The sequence below is a fragment of the Paenibacillus sp. L3-i20 genome (assembly GCF_022180385.2).
Lineage (GTDB): Bacteria > Bacillota > Bacilli > Paenibacillales > Paenibacillaceae > Pristimantibacillus.
The window spans coordinates 306056-323825 of sequence record NZ_BQME02000002.1; the positions used below are offsets into that span (position 1 = coordinate 306056).

A 17770-nucleotide genomic window follows, 5' to 3' on the forward strand; every position below is an offset into this window, starting at 1 on the left:
TTTTTTGACAAACACTATTTGATTTCCGAAGGCAATGCTTTTAAACGTTGCTCGTCAGGTGTAATAAATAATGTTTTCTGATTATCGTAAATAACATAACCAGGTTTAGCGCCGCTCGGTTTGCGTACATGTCTAATGTAGGTGTAATCGACAGGCACCATACTTGAAGCTTTTGCTTGACTGTAATGAGCTGCCAGCATAGATGCCTCCTCCAAAGTAGCATTGCCGAAGTCAACGCCGCGGATGACAACATGGGAGCCCGGAATGTCTTTTGTATGAAGCCACGTATCATTAGGTGCAGCAAGGCGATTCGTTAAATATTCATTTTGAGTATTGTTTTTCCCTACGTAAATTTGAATATTCTCTGACGAGGTATAGCAGAGTAACGCTGGACGCTGTAATTTCTTTCTTTTTGGTCCTCTCTTGCTTTTCTCCTTCATATATCCTTGCTGAACAAGCTCATCACGAATTTCTTCGATATCGGTTAAAGCTGCTTTATCGAGCTGCTGTATAAGAGATTCGAAATATAGGATTTCTCCTTCTGCAAGCTCCATTTGTTCTGCAACGATCGATAGACTATTTCTTTGCTTCGTATATTTGCGGAAATAGCGTTGAGCATTGTCTGATGGATTTAGCTGCGGATCCAATTGAATGGTAATAGCAGCTTGCTCTTCGTCATAAAAGTTGATCAATTCAATAGAAGTGTCACCGCGATTAATTTGATGCATGTATGCTGTTAGTAACTCTCCGAGTATTCTGTACTTTTCTGCATCTCTTGCTTCAATTAGTGTTTCTTCTAGCTTTTTATTTTTCAACAAATTTTTAGCTTTTTCATTTTGGACAAAGCGGATAAGATCTGCTGCGCGTTGTTTGACCGTGTCACGCTCTGCCTTATCTCCGAAGTAAGCTTCCAGACAATCACTGATCGTTGCGAACTCGCTAGTGTCCCCTGCCAAGTGAGTAAGCGGTGTGATCGAAAAACTTGCCTTGCCAGTTACAGTGTCCGTTACGATGACAGGTTGGAACTTATTTTCTTGGGCTTCATTCATTAATGAATGAAAGCTATTCCACAAAGACGCTAACTCGCTCGCACCATTGTTGTGGTTGGATGAAGAACTATTTTGTGAGCGATGTACAAGCTCCTTCGCAACAAGTGGGCTTATTCCGCTGAATGCATCAACAAGTCCTTTGTAGATTGGAAGTGGTTCTTCTTCATCAGTCTTCGTCATATACGACTTGAATTGATCTTCGCTTTGAATTTCCAACGGATCTACTTTTTGTTGATCAGGTGGATCCATGTAAGTGCTGCCTGGCAAAATAATCCGGTAGCTGCTAATAGCGGGGGTGACATGGTGAATACCGTCATAGATCATTCCTGTAGTTGGATCGACGAGAATGATATTGCTATGCCTGCCCATAATTTCAATAATGATTCGTTTGTTAGAGGAATCGCCAAGCTCATCTCTGTGTCTAATATCGATGTGAATGACTCGCTCGCGCCCTATCTGACGAACAGATTCAATGACGCCGCCTTCACAATGTTTCCGAAGCAGCATACAGAACATTGGTGCTTCCAGCGGGTTTACATACGTTCCTGTCGTCCAATGTGCTCGTGGATATGTAGGGTTTGCGGATAGGAGCAGCTTGCTGGATACTCCAGATCCCCGTATGCTGAGCACCAGTTCACGCTCGTTTGGTTGATGGATTTTATGAATACGTGCGCCGATGCTTCGCTGCAAGTCAGCGGTGATCGCGCGAACAACAATACCGTCTAATGCCATTATGTTCGTACCTCTCTTCCAGCAGTATGTCACTATCATGCCATACTTGGGACAAAAACTTAAGTGCTCGTGGGATATTTTATAGGCTGTCCGAATACATTTACGTTAGAAGGGCTGTCCGCTGGAACGGCAACATACGGGAGGGAGTCATACAATGGAACAAAAGAAATGGCATCAATTAGAATTAAATGAGCTAGTAGAAGCGCTTGATTGCTCGTTAGAAAATGGGTTAAAGCCTTCTGCAGTTGCTGAGCGATTGGAGAAGCATGGACACAACGAGCTGACAGAAGGGGCACGTATTTCACCGATCGTGCTTTTCTTAAATCAGTTCAAAGACTTTATGGTGCTTATTCTTATGGGAGCAACACTCATCTCGGGGCTGCTGGGAGAATATTTGGATGCTATAACGATTATTGCAATTATCGGGCTGAATGCAATACTCGGTTTCTTGCAAGAGTTTCGTGCTGAGAGGTCGCTCAGAGCGCTTAAGGAACTTTCGGCCCCCTCAGCAAAGGTGTTTCGCGATGGTCAGTTAACGACTATTATTGCTAAGGAGTTAGTGTCGGGGGATGTTGTTTATTTGGAGAGCGGTGACCGTATCCCTGCGGACGTTAGGTTCATTGAAGCTAACAGCTGCTACGTAGAGGAATCGGCACTGACGGGCGAGTCAGTCCCAGTTGGCAAAATTGCTGCCGTCTTAGACGATGACGAGCTCCCGCTGGGTGATCAGCGAAACATAGGGTTTATGGGTACGATGCTGACACGAGGTACAGCTAAGGGAATCGTCGTGAGAACAGGCATGTCTACTGAAATGGGTAAAATTGCAGGTCTTATCCAAGAGACGGAGACGATGGAGACACCGCTGCAACATCGTTTGGAGCAGCTCGGCAAACTTCTAATCATCGTAGCGATTGCACTAACTGTTATGGTTGTTGTTGCTGGTATTTTGCATGGTCAACCAGCGTACGGCATGTTTCTTGCAGGTGTAAGTCTTGCAGTTGCTGCAATACCAGAAGGGCTTCCAGCAATCGTGACGATTGCACTTGCATTAGGCGTTCAGCGGATGATTAAAAGGAAAGCAATCGTCAGGAAACTGCCCTCAGTAGAGACATTAGGCTGCGCCTCTGTCATTTGCTCTGACAAAACGGGTACGTTGACCCAAAATAAGATGACTGTTACTCATGTTTGGATTAGCGGAAGACAACTAGAGGTTAGTGGAGAAGGCTATGATCCTAACGGTGCCATATTTGAGAATGGAAAATCGTTAGATTTAAAGCACGATCTGCCTATTAAACGTCTCCTTCAAGTGAGTGCGCTTTGTAATAATGCTCAATTAATACAGGTGGAAGTAGAAGACTCAAAGCGCCGTAAAAGTAAGGAAGGACAGTCTGAGTGGGTAATGAAGGGTGATCCGACAGAAGGTGCGTTAGCGGTTCTGGCAGCTAAGCTCGGCTCGTCAGCCAAGTCACTAGAGGTACTATATAAACGAGTAAGAGAGTATCCGTTCGACTCTGAAAGGAAGAGAATGTCGGTACTCGTCGCTCACCAAGGCGGTAAATTAATATGTACGAAGGGTGCGCCGGACTTGTTAATGGAGCATTGCGCTTATGTACTTTGGGAAGGAAAAGTAGTTCCTTTCACCGGTACACTGAAACGCAAGTGTGCAGAGGCAGGAGAACTTATGGCTCAATCTGCCCTTCGAGTATTAGGATTCGCATATCGTGATCTGAGAGCAAATGAAAATTATGAAAACGAAGGCGATGTAGAAAGGAATCTTGTTTTTGTAGGGTTAGCGGGCATGATCGATCCTCCTCGTCGTGAAGTTAAAGAAGCAATTGCGACTTGCCGAAGAGCTGGAATAAAAACAGTTATGATTACTGGTGATCACCAGTTGACTGCTGAAGCGATCGCAGGGCAGCTCGGCATTATGCCTCGGGGAGGCATAGCGATGAGCGGTAAGCAGATCGAAGGCATGGATGATGAACAGCTTGATCGATTAGTCGATCAAACATATGTTTACGCAAGAGTCTCACCAGAGCATAAGCTACGAATTGTTAAGTCGCTTCAGCGCAAAGGGCATGTAGTTGCAATGACTGGCGATGGCGTGAATGACGCTCCAGCTATTAAAGCTGCTGATATTGGTATTGCAATGGGTATTACAGGTACCGATGTATCGAAGGAAGCTTCAGCACTTGTTCTCAGTGACGATAATTTCTCTACAATTGTAGCGGCGATAGAAGAAGGTCGAGGTATCTATGAAAATATTCGCAAGTTTATTCGATATTTGCTAGCATCCAACGTTGGCGAAATATTGGTTATGTTCCTTGCGATGATGGCGGGATTGCCGTTGCCGCTTATTCCGATCCAAATTTTGTGGGTCAATTTGGTTACCGACGGATTGCCAGCTATGGCGCTTGGTGTGGATCAAGCGGAGAAGGATTTAATGCAGCAGATGCCACGATCGGCGAAAGAGAACATCTTCTCAAGGCGGCTTGGCTGGAAGATTATAAGCAGAGGCATACTGATCGGAATATGTACGTTAGGCGCGTTCTGGATTACGCTTAGAGCAGGCGCAGGCGATGCGCAAGGCCTCGTACATGCTCAGACAGTAGCATTTGCAACACTCGTTATGGCGCAGCTCATTCATGTATTCGACTGCCGCAGTTCAAGATCCATTTTCCACCGCAATCCGTTTCAAAATAAATATTTAGTGCTTGCTGTTTTATCTTCGCTAATTCTAATGATTGGCGTACTCTATATCGAAGCACTGCAACCAATCTTCAAAACGGTGCCGATTGGCTTCCGTGACTGGTGTTTAGTGCTTGTTGCTGCGGGAATTCCGACGTTTGTCCTAGGTATTGGCAGCGTATTAGGAAAACCTGGCAAAACAAAAACGAATTCAAAGTGGCCTTTAGGTCCGCAAACAGCCGCTAGATAACAGAAAAAAGTACAAATGAAGATACAAATTATCAATAGCGTTTCTCCTGGCTTTGCGGTATGCTAATAGAAATTAATTCGATAAATAGCATACTTTTGGCCTTATAAGGAGAGAGCGATAAATGAACTTTACGAAGATGAATGGTTTAGGCAATGACTTTATCGTAATTGCAGGCGAATCCGCGTTGCCAGACAATGCAGCAGAGCTAGCAGTTCAACTGTGTAATCGTTTTTTTGGAATCGGAGCTGACGGGCTTGTATATATTTTGCCTTCTGATAATGCTGATTTCCGTATGCGCATCATAAATTCTGACGGATCAGAGGCAGAACAATGTGGTAACGCGATTCGCTGCGTGGCGAAGTATGTGTATGATAACCGTTTAACGAGTAAAGAAGAAATTACAATTGAGACTCTTGGAGCAGGTGTGCAGAAAGTACAATTAATAGTTAACGATGGTATTGTACAGACAGTTCGGGTTGACATGGGAGCGCCTATTCTTCATGGCCTTCAAGTGCCGACTACAATAGATGCTGAGCGTGTGATCGAACACCCAATCGAGGTGAATGGCAGGGAATTTAAATTTACTGCTGTATCAATGGGCAATCCGCATTGCGTCATCTATGTAGACGATGCTACAAACTTTGAGCTCGAGGAATGGGGTCCAAAATTAGAAACGCATCCAATGTTCCCTCGCAAAATCAACGTTGAGTTCGTAACGGTCAATTCACGTACACAAGCTGATATGCGAGTATGGGAACGTGGAGCGGGACCAACGTTGGCCTGCGGAACTGGCGCATGTGCAACTCTAGTTGCATCCGTTCTAACTGGAGCGACTGATCGGGAAGCGACAATCTCGCTTAAGGGCGGAGATCTATTTATTGAATGGAACGAAAGTGATAATCATATCTATATGACTGGGCCAGCTGCGGAAGTATTCCGCGGCAACTTGTAAGGTGACACTTATGGGGGATAATCAATTGAAAAGACCGAACCTTCGTGAGGCGTTAGAAGAACGTATCTTGACTGGTGATGGAGCCATGGGAACCTATCTATACGCGATGGGGTTCCCTGTCGGCGTTTCTTACGAGGAATTTAATATTTTGCGACCGGAAGTTATTGAAAACGTGCATCGTCAATATTATGAAGCAGGCGCACGTATAATTGAGACGAATACGTTCTCAGCAAATTATGAAAAACTATTAAAATATGGGCTTGAGAACGAAATGGAAGCGATTAATCGCGCTGGAGTTCGTATCGCCCGCGCTGCTATTGGCGTGGATGCTTATGTTGTGGGGGCTGTGGGCTCAATCCGCGATGGTAAGCTAAAAAACGTTCGTACAGCTAAAGTTATTGAAGCTTATAAGGGTCAGATGAAAGCTTTAATTGACGAAGGTGTGGATGGGCTGCTACTTGAAACCTTTTATGATTTGGAAGAGATGAAGCTAGCTTTGAGAATTGCTCGTGAACTTACTGATCTTCCTGTTATATGTCAGTTCGGAGTTGAAGATGTAGGCCGTACACAAGATGGTGTTGCACTCGTTGATGCTTTCGATCAGCTTAAGATGCTTGGAGCCGACGTAGTTGGCTTTAACTGTCGCAGCGGTCCTAATGGTATTATGCGCGCAATCGATTCTATTACTGGACCTGTGGAGCTTCCTTTCTCCGTTTACCCGAATGCAGGAATTCCAGATTATGTGGATGGTAAATATTCTTATTCTGCAGGACCACAATATTTTGCAGAATGTGCACGTAAGTTCGCAGATCAAGGCGCACGAATTGTAGGCGGCTGCTGTGGAACAACTCCGGAACATGTTGCGGCGATGTCGGCTGCTTTAAATAATTATGTACCTCAAGTACAGCCTACAACGGCTGTGTCTGCGAAAGCTCCAGCGGCAACGACCTCTGAGACTGTAGCGAAAGTAACAGAAGCGAAGCTGCTTTCTGAAGAACTTGAACCAAATATTGTTGATATCGTTAAAGAGCGTCATACCGTTATCGTAGAGTTAGACCCGCCGCGAGATCTAGATATACGCAAGTTCATGGAAGGTGCAGCCGCACTGAAAAAGATTAAGGCAGATGCCATCACGATGGCAGATAACTCGCTCGCTGTCACTAGAATGAGCAACATTGCATTAGCTGCGCTTCTACAGGAGCGTGTAGATATTCGACCGCTCGTTCATATCGCTTGTCGTGATCGGAACTTAATTGGTACACAATCTCATATGATGGGACTAGATGCGCTCGGCATAGACCACGTGCTAGCAGTAACGGGAGATCCTGCAAGATTCGGCGACTTGCCAGACTCTAGCTCGGTTTATGATTTAACTTCATTTGATATGATACGGATGATTAAACAACTGAATGAAGGTATTGCTTTCTCAGGTAAACCGCTAAAACAAAAGGCGAAGTTTGTTGTTGGCGCTGCTTTTAATCCTAACGTCAAACATCTGGACAAAGCCGTTCAACGACTAGAGCGGAAAATTTCTTCCGGTGCAGATTATATAATGACGCAGCCTGTGTATGATCCATTGCTAATTGAACGAATTGCAGAGTCAACCAAACATTTGAGTGTTCCCGTATTTATTGGTATTATGCCGCTTGCTAACGGTCGAAATGCTGAGTATTTGCATAACGAAGTGCCAGGTATACAGCTATCAGATGAGGTTCGCAGCCGAATGGCCGGTTTAGAGGGAGAAGCTGGGCGTGCAGAAGGTGTACAAATTGCGAAGGAGCTTATCGATTGTGCAATCCGGCATTTCAATGGCATCTACTTAATCACTCCTTTTATGTTCTATGATATGGCAGTACAGCTGACAGAATACGTTTGGCAAAAAACGAAGAAATAGCCCGAAAACAACTGAATATGCACGAAAAACAACACCAAAAACGATGGAATCTAACTTTTGCTTGTTCGCAGAGTGAAAATCAATTAGAATAAGGCGTAAGTTAAAGCTGTCTAATTAACGTATGCTCATTCATACTTTCGTCAACAATAGAGCAATGGTCTGTCGTTTTTTGGAATTGTTTATTTACTTTTGCATGGTGAAGGACCGTAAGTGGAGGGGGACCTGGCTTGGCTATTAAGCTTATTAATATCGGATTCGGGAACATTGTTTCAGCGAATCGCATCATTTCTATTGTAAGTCCGGAATCAGCTCCGATCAAAAGGATTATCCAGGAAGCTCGTGACCGTCACATGTTGATTGATGCTACTTACGGACGTAGAACTCGCGCGGTTATTATTACTGACAGCGATCATGTTATTTTATCAGCGGTTCAACCGGAGACGGTTGCCCATCGTTTATCCACTAAGGATGACGATAACGACGAATAGTACAGGGAGTTTGGAACAAATGGGATTGTTAATAGTTTTGTCCGGTCCTGCCGGAGTAGGTAAAGGTACGGTATGCTCTGCTCTTCGCGGACGGATGCCTGAGATCGTCTATTCTGTGTCAGCAACAACCAGGCAACCGAGACAGGGCGAGGTTGAAGGGGTCAATTATTTTTTTAAAACAAGAGAGCAATTTCAAGATATGATTGCGCGTGACGCTATGCTTGAGCATGCGGAATACGTTGGCAATTATTACGGTACGCCGCGCGATTTTGTTGATCGGACACTTGCCGGCGGTAAAGATGTCATTCTTGAAATTGAAGTTCAAGGCGCTCTGAAGGTGAAGGAAAAGTTCCCGGAAGCGATCTTTATTTTCCTATTGCCTCCATCACTAGACGAATTGAAACAGCGTATCACGGGTAGAGGTACTGAATCTCAGGATACGATTAATACTCGAATGAATGTTGCTGTAGAAGAAATGAGCTTGCTTGCGCATTATGATTATGCTGTTATGAATGATGAAATTGATGCGGCATGCGATCGGATTAGAAGCATTGTTATCGCCGAGCATTGTCGCAGAGAACGTGTCGAACCCTATGTTTCAGGGTTGCAGACTGCAATCGAGCAAGCATAAGTGAGGAGAATGTCCAATGTTATATCCATCTATTGACGAAATGGTAAAAAAGGTAGACAGCAAGTACACACTAGTAGTAGCTGCTTCACGCAGAGCTCGTATGCTTCGCAACGGCGACAAGTCAGAGCTAGTAAACCCACGCTCATTCAAATTTGTAGGCGTAGCGCTTGAAGAAATCTATGGTGATATTCTTCAAGTAGAGAATCTTACGACTAAAGAAGACTAAACTTATATTCACTTTAACATGAGGGGTGTGACCTGGAGACAGAGTTGCACTCCTTTTTTGTTTCAATTGAACAATTGTTACAGGGGAGTTTTAGTGGGTATTTATATTTTGTAGACAATGAAATGGGGGTATATTATTGGGAGTGCAGGAGAAAGAGCTTGCGGAAATGAAACAACAACTGAAGCGTTTAGAATCTCAAATTCATGATTTGAAAGAAACTAAACTTGCAAAAAGATCATTAGTTCTAACCGCCTTCCTAACCTTCATCATTGGTTTTGGCGTAGTTCTTATTGTGAATGGGGTCATTCAATTTCTTAAATAGAAGTAGAGCAAATGAACCTCATGCAGCAAGGATAGTCTAGTTTTTACATAGCGTTGTGTTATGATATTGATGGATCGTTTTTACTGTTCGTCTGTCACCAAACCTTAGTTTCTACGCTTCCCGTAGTCAGTTTTGTCCCACAAAACTTTGAGGAGGAGAATGTATGGAGAAGTTGCGTTATCCTATTGGAAGGTATACGTTTGAGGGCATGAACGAGGTACAAAAGGATAAATGGATTACAGAAGTTGAGAAGTTGCCTGCTCAGTTGAAGCTTGCGATTGATGGATTAACGGAAGAGCAGCTGGATACCGCTTATCGATTAGAGGGATGGACCGTCAGACAAGTGGTTCATCATATTGCGGATGCTTCCATTAATTGTTTCTCTCGCTTTAAACTTGCGCTAACAGAAGAGAATCCGACAATTAAACCGTTTAATGAAGAGGGCTGGGCCATTACCGCAGATAGTTTGGATGCTTCTCCGGAAATTAGTCTGTTAATAATAGATGGTATATATGCACGTTGGGCGCTCCTATTGCGTTCTATGGATCGTGCTCATTTTGAGAAACAATTTTACCACCCAGAAAGAGGAAGCCAGCTTAAGCTATCATACTTTTTAGGTTTTGTCGCATGGCACGGAAAACATCATGTTGCTCATATTACGAGCTTAAGGGAAAAAATGGATTGGTAATCGCTGTGCATGAATGGCGAAGCGGGAGCTTTAGGGAATAGGAGTGTACACCATGATTCAGGGGAAAAGAATTGTTTTAGGCATTACAGGTGGGATTGCAGCTTATAAGGGAGCAACTTTGTGCAGCAGGCTTGTTCAGGCAGGGGCAATTGTTCATGTTATTATGACGGAATCTGCTACGAAGTTTATTACCCCGCTCACGCTGCAAACGTTGTCTCGCAATGAAGTATTTATAGATACGTTCGATGAGCGTGATCCTTCAGTTGTGTCTCATATTAATTTGGCGGATCATGCGGATCTTATCGTCGTGGCACCGGCAACGGCTAACGTTATGGCTAAGCTAGCGAATGGACATGGTGACGATATGCTCAGCACGACATTGTTAGCGGCGACATGCCCGCTAATTATTGCACCTGCAATGAACGTTCATATGTATGAACATCCTGCTGTAATTCGCAATATGGAGCTGCTTGCTGAACGTGGAGCAATGTTTGTTGAACCGGGAACCGGTCAGCTTGCTTGCGGTTATGTAGCTAAGGGTAGACTTGCGGAGCCAGAAGACATTGTTGCAGCTATTGAAGCTTGGTTTGCAAAAACAAACAAGCTCAAAGGGAAACATGTACTTGTTACTGCTGGAGGAACGATGGAGCGATTGGACCCTGTACGTTACTTAACGAATGACTCCTCAGGCAAAATGGGATTTGCTATTGCCGAAGCTGCAAAGTTAATGGGTGCTAGTGTTACTCTTATAGCTGGCAGGACAACTGAAAAGCCTCCATCAGGAGTCACGTTAGTGAGAGTACAGTCCGCGGCTGATATGCTTGAAGCGGTGACGAGTCTATTCCCACAAGTTGATATTGTTGTTAAAGCTGCTGCTGTTGCTGACTATCGTCCAGCAAAAATCCATGAGCAGAAAATTAAGAAAACGGGTAATAGTCTAGTGCTGGAGATGGAGCGGACAACGGATATTTTACAGACGATTGGTGAACAGAAAACACATCAGTTGCTAGTAGGCTTTGCCGCTGAAACTGAGCATATTGAACGTTATGCCCTTGATAAACTAAGACGGAAAAACTGCGATTTAATTGTTGCCAATGATGTCAGCGCTGAGGGTGTCGGCTTTAATGGAGATACGAATGCGGTGGAAGTGTACGGACAAGAGGGACTTGTAAAAGCACTACCGCTTATGTCAAAGCGCGAAACAGCGAATCGTTTGATGGACTTGATCGCTGAGCGACTTGTGAAGCGCGGAGGGAATATGGAATGATTGCTAAGGTGATTGTCGATGTGCCGAGCCGCCAGACGGATCGGCCTTTTGACTATGAGGTGCCATCTGAATTGGAGGAATGGATTGAGGTTGGAAGCAGAGTGGGGGTGCCATTCGGTGGGCGCGTATTACAGGGGTTCGTAATCGCATTTTCGGATAATGCCTCTGTTGATCTTGCTCGACTGAAACCTATCTCTGAGCTTCTTGATCCTGTCCCGCCGTTGTTACCAGATATGATTGAGCTTTCCAAATGGATGAGCGACAAGTATTGCTGCTCATGGACCCAAGCGCTGCAAGTTATGATTCCTGCAGCTCTAAAGGGTAAAGAGGAGCGACAAATCGCTTTAGGAGAAGAAAGTGACGAGGACCTTTCTTCTGAACTAACAGATTGGATTGAGAGTAGTGGAGGTCTAGTTAAGCTTGATAAGCTGCTGCTGCGTTTTCCAGATCAATTGCGATCAGTCAAATTGGCTTTAAAAACGGGGGCGCTCGTACAACAAACCTCGATTAAAGATAGGTTGTCTGTTCGCAAAACGTTAACTGTATTTCTGCTTGGTGAGCGAGATGTTCTAGAGAAAGCATTGTTGGAAATTCCGGCCCGCGCAGCTAAACAACGTGAAGCGCTCTCTTATTTGCTCCAGCATAATGGTCCAATACCGCTTCAGAAGCTGGCGATGGACTCGGGAGTTTCACCTGCTAGTATACGCGCTTTAGCTGAAAAGGGGTTGGTCGAGCTTCGTGAAGTGGAGAGTGCGCGTGACCCCTATGCTCATCGATCGTATGAGCAGACACTGCCGCTGCCGCTGACTGATGGACAGCAAGCTGTATTTGAACGTATCGCTGCCTCGCTTGAGGAACATCTATCGAAGACGATGCTTCTGCATGGTGTAACTGGAAGCGGAAAGACGGAAGTTTATTTGCAGTCCATCCAAATGTGTTTGGAGCAAGATAGACAAGCGATTGTACTTGTGCCAGAAATTTCGCTCACCCCCCAGATGGTAGAGCGGTTTAAGGGGCGTTTCGGTGATGCGGTCGCTGTGTTGCATAGTCGATTATCAAATGGAGAACGATTTGACGAATGGCGTAAAATTCGCAGTAATCGAGCACAAGTGGCTATTGGAGCTCGATCAGCGATATTTGCGCCCTTTGAACGAATTGGGCTTATTATTATAGACGAAGAACATGAATCATCTTATAAGCAAGAGGAAAGTCCGAAGTATCATGCTAGAGAGGTTGCAGTTAGACGGGCGAAGCAGCATGGGGCTGTCGTTATTTTGGGATCGGCAACGCCATCATTGGAATCATTCGCCGCTGCGAGTCGTCCTCTTTCCTCAACGCAGTCACATCTAACGCCAGCCTTGTTGCCTATGCCGACACGTGTCGGAGGTAGGCCAATGCCTGTTGTACAAGTTGTAGATATGCGAGAGGAATTGAAGGAAGGCAACCGCTCTATGTTTAGCCGCAGTTTGCATACTGCGTTGCAGGAGCGGTTGGAGCGAGGCGAACAATCGGTTCTTCTTCTAAACCGTAGAGGTTACTCTACTTTCGTTATGTGTCGTTCCTGCGGACATACTGCATCGTGTCCGCATTGTGACATTTCGCTCACTTATCATCAGAAGACGCGTGTACTGCGCTGTCACTATTGTGGGCACGCCGAGCAAGCCCCTACGAAGTGTCCCGTCTGCGAGAGCGAGCACATTAGATACTTTGGTACTGGAACGCAGCGTGTTGAAGAGGAACTTGCCAAGTTATTTCCCGGCATTCGGGTTATTCGAATGGATGTGGATACGACGACAGAGAAGCATGCGCATGAAAAGCTGCTTAAACAATTCGGTGATCGAAATGCCGATGTATTGCTTGGTACACAAATGGTGGCCAAAGGGCTAGATTTTCCTTATGTTACATTAGTGGGCGTCATCGCCGCAGACACGTCGCTGCATTTACCTGACTTCAGAGCTGCGGAGCGCACGTTTCAACTACTGACACAGGTAGCAGGCAGAGCTGGCAGACACCAGCTTGAGGGTGAGGTTGTAATACAGACCTACACACCGGAGCACTATGCGATATCGACGGCACAACATCATGACTATGCCGCTTTTATTCAAGAAGAGCTTAAGCATCGAGCCGTGATGGGCTATCCGCCATATTGCAGGCTAGTGCTTGTTACGATGTCTCATGAGCAACTTGCACTGCTGTCTTCAGTGAGCGAGCAATTTGCTGTTGAGCTTCGTGAACTTGCCGAACATGAAGGTATTTTAATACCTCTTAGCAGCGGAATGCCAAGAGCATTGGAGGTGCTGGGACCTGTCGCTTCTCCTATTGCGAGAATCAAAGATCGCTACCGCTTTCAATGTGTGATAAAATATCGTGGGAGCATTGATGCATCTGCTCTAGTACGTCGAGCGCTTGAACCATTTACGAGCGGACCTCCAGGCAAAGGGATTCAGTTTAGCGTCGATGTAGATCCGCAAGTTATTTTATAATATAAGCAATAAATCATAGGTAAAGGAAGGGAATAAAATGAGTATTCGATTGATCGTAAAAGAGCCAGACCCAGTATTGCGTGAGGTTGCTGTAGAAGTAACTAAATTTAATTCTAATTTGCAAAAGCTGCTTAAAGATATGGCAGAAACGATGTATGATGCTGAGGGAGTTGGACTTGCTGCTCCACAGATCGGCATTTCTAAACGTGTCATCGTTGTTGATGTAGGAGATGAAAATGGATTAGTAGAGATGGTAAACCCTGTTATCGTTGAGCAGGATGGGGAGCAATTGGGACCTGAAGGTTGTCTAAGTATTCCTAACCTGAACGGCGAAGTTCGCCGCGCGGAGCGGGTCGTCGTTGAAGGGAAAGACAGCAGCGGACAACCGTTTAAAGTTGAAGCAAGCGGTTATTTCGCACGTGCATTCCAGCATGAAATTGACCACTTAAATGGTATCCTGTTTACGGATTTGGCTGAAAGTGTATATGACATTTCTGACAGACCGAAAAAAGGCGGCGAATAGATTTATGCGTATCGTATTTATGGGGACGCCGGAATTCGCCGTCCCTTCCCTTAAACTGCTTATCGAAACCGGTTATGAGATCGTTTCGGTTGTAACACAGCCGGATCGTCCGAAAGGCCGCAAAAAAACGCTGACGCCGCCGCCTGTGAAGGAAGCGGCGTTGTCGTTGGGACTGAATGTGCTGCAGCCTGAGAAAATGCGTAATGCAGAGTCAGTCGCAGCAATAGCAGAGCTTGCGCCAGATCTAATTGTGACTGCTGCATATGGTCAGATTTTGCCAAAGGCTTTGCTTGATATACCGCGTCTTGGATGTATTAATGTTCATGGATCGTTATTGCCAAAATATCGCGGAGGAGCACCTATTCAACGTTCTATTATGAATGGTGAGTCATCAACTGGCGTCACTATTATGTATATGGCTGAAGGCCTGGATACTGGGGATATGATAAGTTCGGTAGAACTTCCAATTCTCGACGAAGATACTTCGGGAACGATGTTTGAGAAGCTTAGTCTTGCTGGTGCTACACTATTAGGCGAAACTTTGCCCCAAATTATTGAAGGAAGAGCAATAGCTACTCCGCAAAATAACGATGAAGCAACGTATGCACCGAATTTATCCCGTGAAGATGAGCGATTGGATTGGAACAAATCTGCTCGTGAGCTTTTTAATCAAGTTAGAGGGTTGTCTCCAATGGCAGGGGCCTTCACGCAGCTAGGAGATGAAGTGTTTAAAGTATGGGCATGTCAGGTTTCAGGTGAAGTATCTGGGCGCAGTAATGAGGCAGAGCCTGGTACAATTATCGAAGCTAGTAACAATGGAATTGTCGTACAAACAGGTAAAGGAGCATTGGTCTTAACGAATATCCAGCCAGCTGGAAAACGTGTGATGGATGCTGCTGAATGGATTAAAGGTGCTCGCATTGAAGCGGGAACCAGATTTAGAGCAGGGGGTTTACAATGAGCGGCGGAAAAAATGGCGCGAGAAGACATGCTGCTGCTAGAAAAGGTGCAGGGCCACTCAATCAATCACAGCCAACAGTGAATCAAAAAAAGCCAATGTCTCCGAGAGAGCTTGCGCTAAACATTCTCGTAAAGGTTGAAGGCACAGGCGCTTACAGCAATATTCAACTGAATCGTGCCCTGCAGGATTCCAATTTGAGTCGTGCTGATGCAGCGCTTGCTACTGAGCTTGTGTACGGAACGATCGGACGTCAATTAACACTTGATCATTGGTTATCGAAGTTCGTCGCGAAAGGACTCGGAAAGCTGGATACTTGGGTTCACCAATTGCTTAGATTGAGTGCATATCAACTCCTTTTTCTTGATCGGATTCCGGCACATGCAGCTGTGAACGAAGCGGTATTAATTGCAAAACGCAGAGGACATACCGGCATTTCGGGTATGGTGAACGGGGTATTGCGAAGCATTGATCGCAATCGGAGTGAGCTTGTTATTTCTAACATTCAAACAAAGGATCCAGTTTCAACGATAGCTCTTAGACATTCATATCCAGATTGGCTTGTGAAGCGTTGGGTAGATTCATATGGAATTGAAGTAGCGGAGTCAATCTGTGCATCAGGAAATGAACAGCCGCATGCAAGTATCCGTGTTAATACGCTGATGGGCGGAATTGATGAACTAATTGCTGAGCTTCAAGAAAGTGGTCTAAAAGTGGAAAAATCGGCACTGGCTCCTGCGGGACTAATCGTTCATAGCGGCGGTAATCTGGCTGATACGGACGGATTCCGTCAAGGTCGCTGGTCGCTCCAAGATGAAAGTTCCATGCTTGTGGCCGAAGTTGTTGCTCCTGAAGCTGGGATGAAAGTATTAGATTGCTGTGCAGCGCCAGGTGGCAAGAGTTCACATCTTGCAGAACTTATGGGCGGCAAAGGCAAAGTATGGGCGAATGATTTGCATGCGCATAAAAGAGAGCTTATTGTGACGCAGACAGAAAGACTTAAACTTCGTAACGTTGAAGCCATCGTTGGAGATGCTGCAACGTTAAAGGATCGCTTCGCAGCAGGTTCTATGGATGCTGTATTGCTTGATGCTCCTTGCTCTGGATTCGGTGTTATTCGCAGGAAGCCAGAAATTAAATGGACGAAAACAAGAGGCGATATTACAGAAATTGCCGCCCTGCAGCAAAGCTTGCTGAACGATGTTAGCGAGCTGGTACGTCCAGGCGGAACGCTGGTGTATAGCACATGCACAATGGAAAAGGAAGAAAACGAAGATCAGGTAGCGGCGTTTCTACTTCAGCATCCGGAGTTTCAATTGGATACCAATTGGCCTGAGGCAGTAATGAACAAATTGCGTGAAGCGAACCTTATTAATGACAATTTTGATGGGCAGATTCAGCTGCTGCCGCAACATTTCGGTAGTGATGGCTTCTATATTGCTCGTATGATTAGACGCCCTTAAGGCGTCTTATGGCTGAACATAGGCGTTTGTGGTAATATAAATCAGTAACGGCTACAAAATCTTATTCATAGATTGAGCCGACCAACAATAAAATACAGGTGTGATGAGATGAAACCATTTATTTATGACTATACGTTAGAACATCTTCAAGATTGGATGAAAGAAAACGGCGAGCCGGTCTTTCGTGCGGAGCAATTGTTCGATTGGCTTTATGTTAAGAGAGTAAAAAGCTTTGAGGACATGACTAATCTGTCCAAGAGTCTCCGTGAAAAATTGAATGATCAGTTCGCATTCGTAACACTGCAAGAGATCACTAAGTTCGAATCCAAAGACGGAACAGTAAAGTTCTTGTTCGGTTTGCATGATGCCCATGGCATTGAGACGGTTGTTATGCGTCATAACTATGGGAATAGTGTCTGTGTAACGACACAGGTAGGCTGCCGTATTGGTTGTACTTTCTGCGCTTCGACTCTTGGTGGTTTGAAACGGAATTTAACAGCAGGTGAAATCGTTGCGCAAGTCGTGACAGCTCAACAGACGCTGGATGCTACTGGTGAACGTGTGTCGAGCATCGTTATTATGGGTTCAGGCGAGCCGTTTGAAAATTATGATGCGACAATGGTATTCCTTCGCAACATGATTCATGAAAAGGGACTTAATATTGGTCAACGCCACATTACAGTTTCTACGAGCGGTATTGTTCCGAGCATGTACAAATTTGCAGATGAGAACACGCAAATCAATTTGGCGCTTTCCATTCATGCTCCAAATGATAAGCTTCGTTCCAAGTTGATGCCAGTTAATAGACGTTTCCCGTTTGAGGATGTAATGGAGGCTTGCCGTTACTACATCGCCAAAACAGGACGAAGAATTTCGTTTGAATATGCTCTTATTGGTGGAGTGAATGACCAGGCTGAGCACGCACAGGAGTTGGCTGATGTTCTACAAGGTATGTTATGTCATGTTAACCTAATCCCGGTTAACCATGTCCCTGAGCGCAACTATGTACGCACACCACGTGAGGATATTTTTGAATTCCAACGTATTCTTGAGCGCAACAAGATCAACGTAACGATTCGGAGAGAACAAGGACATGATATTGCTGCCGCTTGCGGTCAATTAAGGGCAAAACATATGGAGTCCACGACGAGGTGAT

Annotated in this window: 15 protein-coding genes; 14 read left to right on the forward strand and 1 reads right to left on the reverse strand. The window is 45.1% G+C overall.

Translation table 11 applies throughout. The features are described from left to right. Window positions 1-14 precede the first annotated feature (14 nt). The gene (locus MFF31_RS14645) at window positions 15-1781 is read right to left on the reverse strand and encodes an Rqc2 family fibronectin-binding protein (RefSeq protein WP_238188857.1); all 1767 of its coding nucleotides are present in this window, start codon (window positions 1779-1781) and stop codon (window positions 15-17) included. A 154-nt stretch (window positions 1782-1935) separates the two neighbouring features. Between MFF31_RS14645 and MFF31_RS14650 the strand changes: the two genes are divergently transcribed. The 14 genes from MFF31_RS14650 to rlmN all read left to right on the forward strand — a co-directional run bounded on the left by MFF31_RS14650 (window position 1936) and on the right by rlmN (window position 17769). After that, on the forward strand, window positions 1936-4719 hold the full coding sequence (locus MFF31_RS14650) for a calcium-translocating P-type ATPase, SERCA-type (protein ID WP_238188858.1): 2784 nt from the start codon (window positions 1936-1938) through the stop codon (window positions 4717-4719). Window positions 4720-4840: 121 nt separating this feature from the next. Beyond that, entirely contained in the window at window positions 4841-5671 is an 831-nt protein-coding gene (gene dapF / locus MFF31_RS14655; protein ID WP_238188859.1) for a diaminopimelate epimerase, read from the forward strand. A gap of 10 nt (window positions 5672-5681) precedes the next feature. After that, a complete protein-coding gene (locus MFF31_RS14660; protein WP_375541317.1) occupies window positions 5682-7565 on the forward strand; it encodes a bifunctional homocysteine S-methyltransferase/methylenetetrahydrofolate reductase in 1884 nt (627 codons plus the stop codon). Between the two features lie 227 nt (window positions 7566-7792). Further along, window positions 7793-8053 (forward strand): extracellular matrix/biofilm regulator RemA, encoded by a 261-nt coding sequence (remA, locus tag MFF31_RS14665; protein WP_005548256.1) that lies wholly within the window; start codon window positions 7793-7795, stop codon window positions 8051-8053. A 19-nt stretch (window positions 8054-8072) separates the two neighbouring features. Then, on the forward strand, window positions 8073-8684 hold the full coding sequence (gene gmk / locus MFF31_RS14670) for a guanylate kinase (RefSeq protein WP_238188860.1): 612 nt from the start codon (window positions 8073-8075) through the stop codon (window positions 8682-8684). A gap of 16 nt (window positions 8685-8700) precedes the next feature. Continuing rightward, window positions 8701-8910: a DNA-directed RNA polymerase subunit omega gene (gene rpoZ, locus MFF31_RS14675; protein WP_238188861.1), complete on the forward strand. Its 210-nt coding sequence runs from the start codon at window positions 8701-8703 to the stop codon at window positions 8908-8910. A gap of 136 nt (window positions 8911-9046) precedes the next feature. Next, on the forward strand, window positions 9047-9232 hold the full coding sequence (locus MFF31_RS14680; RefSeq protein WP_238188862.1) for a hypothetical protein: 186 nt from the start codon (window positions 9047-9049) through the stop codon (window positions 9230-9232). A 163-nt stretch (window positions 9233-9395) separates the two neighbouring features. After that, window positions 9396-9920: a YfiT family bacillithiol transferase gene (locus tag MFF31_RS14685; protein WP_238188863.1), complete on the forward strand. Its 525-nt coding sequence runs from the start codon at window positions 9396-9398 to the stop codon at window positions 9918-9920. A 52-nt stretch (window positions 9921-9972) separates the two neighbouring features. Then, the gene (coaBC, locus tag MFF31_RS14690; protein WP_238188864.1) at window positions 9973-11187 is read left to right on the forward strand and encodes a bifunctional phosphopantothenoylcysteine decarboxylase/phosphopantothenate--cysteine ligase CoaBC; all 1215 of its coding nucleotides are present in this window, start codon (window positions 9973-9975) and stop codon (window positions 11185-11187) included. After that, on the forward strand, window positions 11184-13670 hold the full coding sequence (gene priA, locus MFF31_RS14695; RefSeq protein WP_238188865.1) for a primosomal protein N': 2487 nt from the start codon (window positions 11184-11186) through the stop codon (window positions 13668-13670). Before coaBC ends, priA begins: the two co-directional genes overlap by 4 nt. A 37-nt stretch (window positions 13671-13707) precedes the next feature. Further along, the gene (gene def, locus MFF31_RS14700; protein ID WP_238188866.1) at window positions 13708-14193 is read left to right on the forward strand and encodes a peptide deformylase; all 486 of its coding nucleotides are present in this window, start codon (window positions 13708-13710) and stop codon (window positions 14191-14193) included. A gap of 4 nt (window positions 14194-14197) precedes the next feature. Continuing rightward, a complete protein-coding gene (fmt, locus tag MFF31_RS14705; protein ID WP_238188867.1) occupies window positions 14198-15154 on the forward strand; it encodes a methionyl-tRNA formyltransferase in 957 nt (318 codons plus the stop codon). Continuing rightward, window positions 15151-16614 carry a 16S rRNA (cytosine(967)-C(5))-methyltransferase RsmB gene (gene rsmB, locus MFF31_RS14710; protein WP_238188868.1) on the forward strand — a complete coding sequence of 488 codons (1464 nt, stop codon included), beginning with the start codon at window positions 15151-15153 and terminating at the stop codon, window positions 16612-16614. Before fmt ends, rsmB begins: the two co-directional genes overlap by 4 nt. 108 nt (window positions 16615-16722) lie before the next feature. Beyond that, window positions 16723-17769 carry a dual-specificity RNA methyltransferase RlmN gene (rlmN, locus tag MFF31_RS14715; RefSeq protein ID WP_238188869.1) on the forward strand — a complete coding sequence of 349 codons (1047 nt, stop codon included), beginning with the start codon at window positions 16723-16725 and terminating at the stop codon, window positions 17767-17769. Window position 17770 lies beyond the last annotated feature (1 nt).

Bases quoted from the DNA above. Each gene is read 5' to 3' on its own strand.
- def (WP_238188866.1), top strand. From the start codon at position 13,708: ATGAGTATTCGATTGATCGTAAAAGAGCCAGACCCAGTATTGCGTGAG.
- priA (WP_238188865.1), top strand. From the start codon at position 11,184: ATGATTGCTAAGGTGATTGTCGATGTGCCGAGCCGCCAGACGGATCGG.
- MFF31_RS14660 (WP_375541317.1), top strand. From the start codon at position 5,682: ATGGGGGATAATCAATTGAAAAGACCGAACCTTCGTGAGGCGTTAGAA.
- MFF31_RS14650 (WP_238188858.1), top strand. From the start codon at position 1,936: ATGGAACAAAAGAAATGGCATCAATTAGAATTAAATGAGCTAGTAGAA.
- dapF (WP_238188859.1), top strand. From the start codon at position 4,841: ATGAACTTTACGAAGATGAATGGTTTAGGCAATGACTTTATCGTAATT.
- rpoZ (WP_238188861.1), top strand. From the start codon at position 8,701: ATGTTATATCCATCTATTGACGAAATGGTAAAAAAGGTAGACAGCAAG.
- gmk (WP_238188860.1), top strand. From the start codon at position 8,073: ATGGGATTGTTAATAGTTTTGTCCGGTCCTGCCGGAGTAGGTAAAGGT.
- MFF31_RS14685 (WP_238188863.1), top strand. From the start codon at position 9,396: ATGGAGAAGTTGCGTTATCCTATTGGAAGGTATACGTTTGAGGGCATG.
- rlmN (WP_238188869.1), top strand. From the start codon at position 16,723: ATGAAACCATTTATTTATGACTATACGTTAGAACATCTTCAAGATTGG.
- MFF31_RS14645 (WP_238188857.1), bottom strand. From the start codon at position 1,781: ATGGCATTAGACGGTATTGTTGTTCGCGCGATCACCGCTGACTTGCAG.
- fmt (WP_238188867.1), top strand. From the start codon at position 14,198: ATGCGTATCGTATTTATGGGGACGCCGGAATTCGCCGTCCCTTCCCTT.
- coaBC (WP_238188864.1), top strand. From the start codon at position 9,973: ATGATTCAGGGGAAAAGAATTGTTTTAGGCATTACAGGTGGGATTGCA.
- rsmB (WP_238188868.1), top strand. From the start codon at position 15,151: ATGAGCGGCGGAAAAAATGGCGCGAGAAGACATGCTGCTGCTAGAAAA.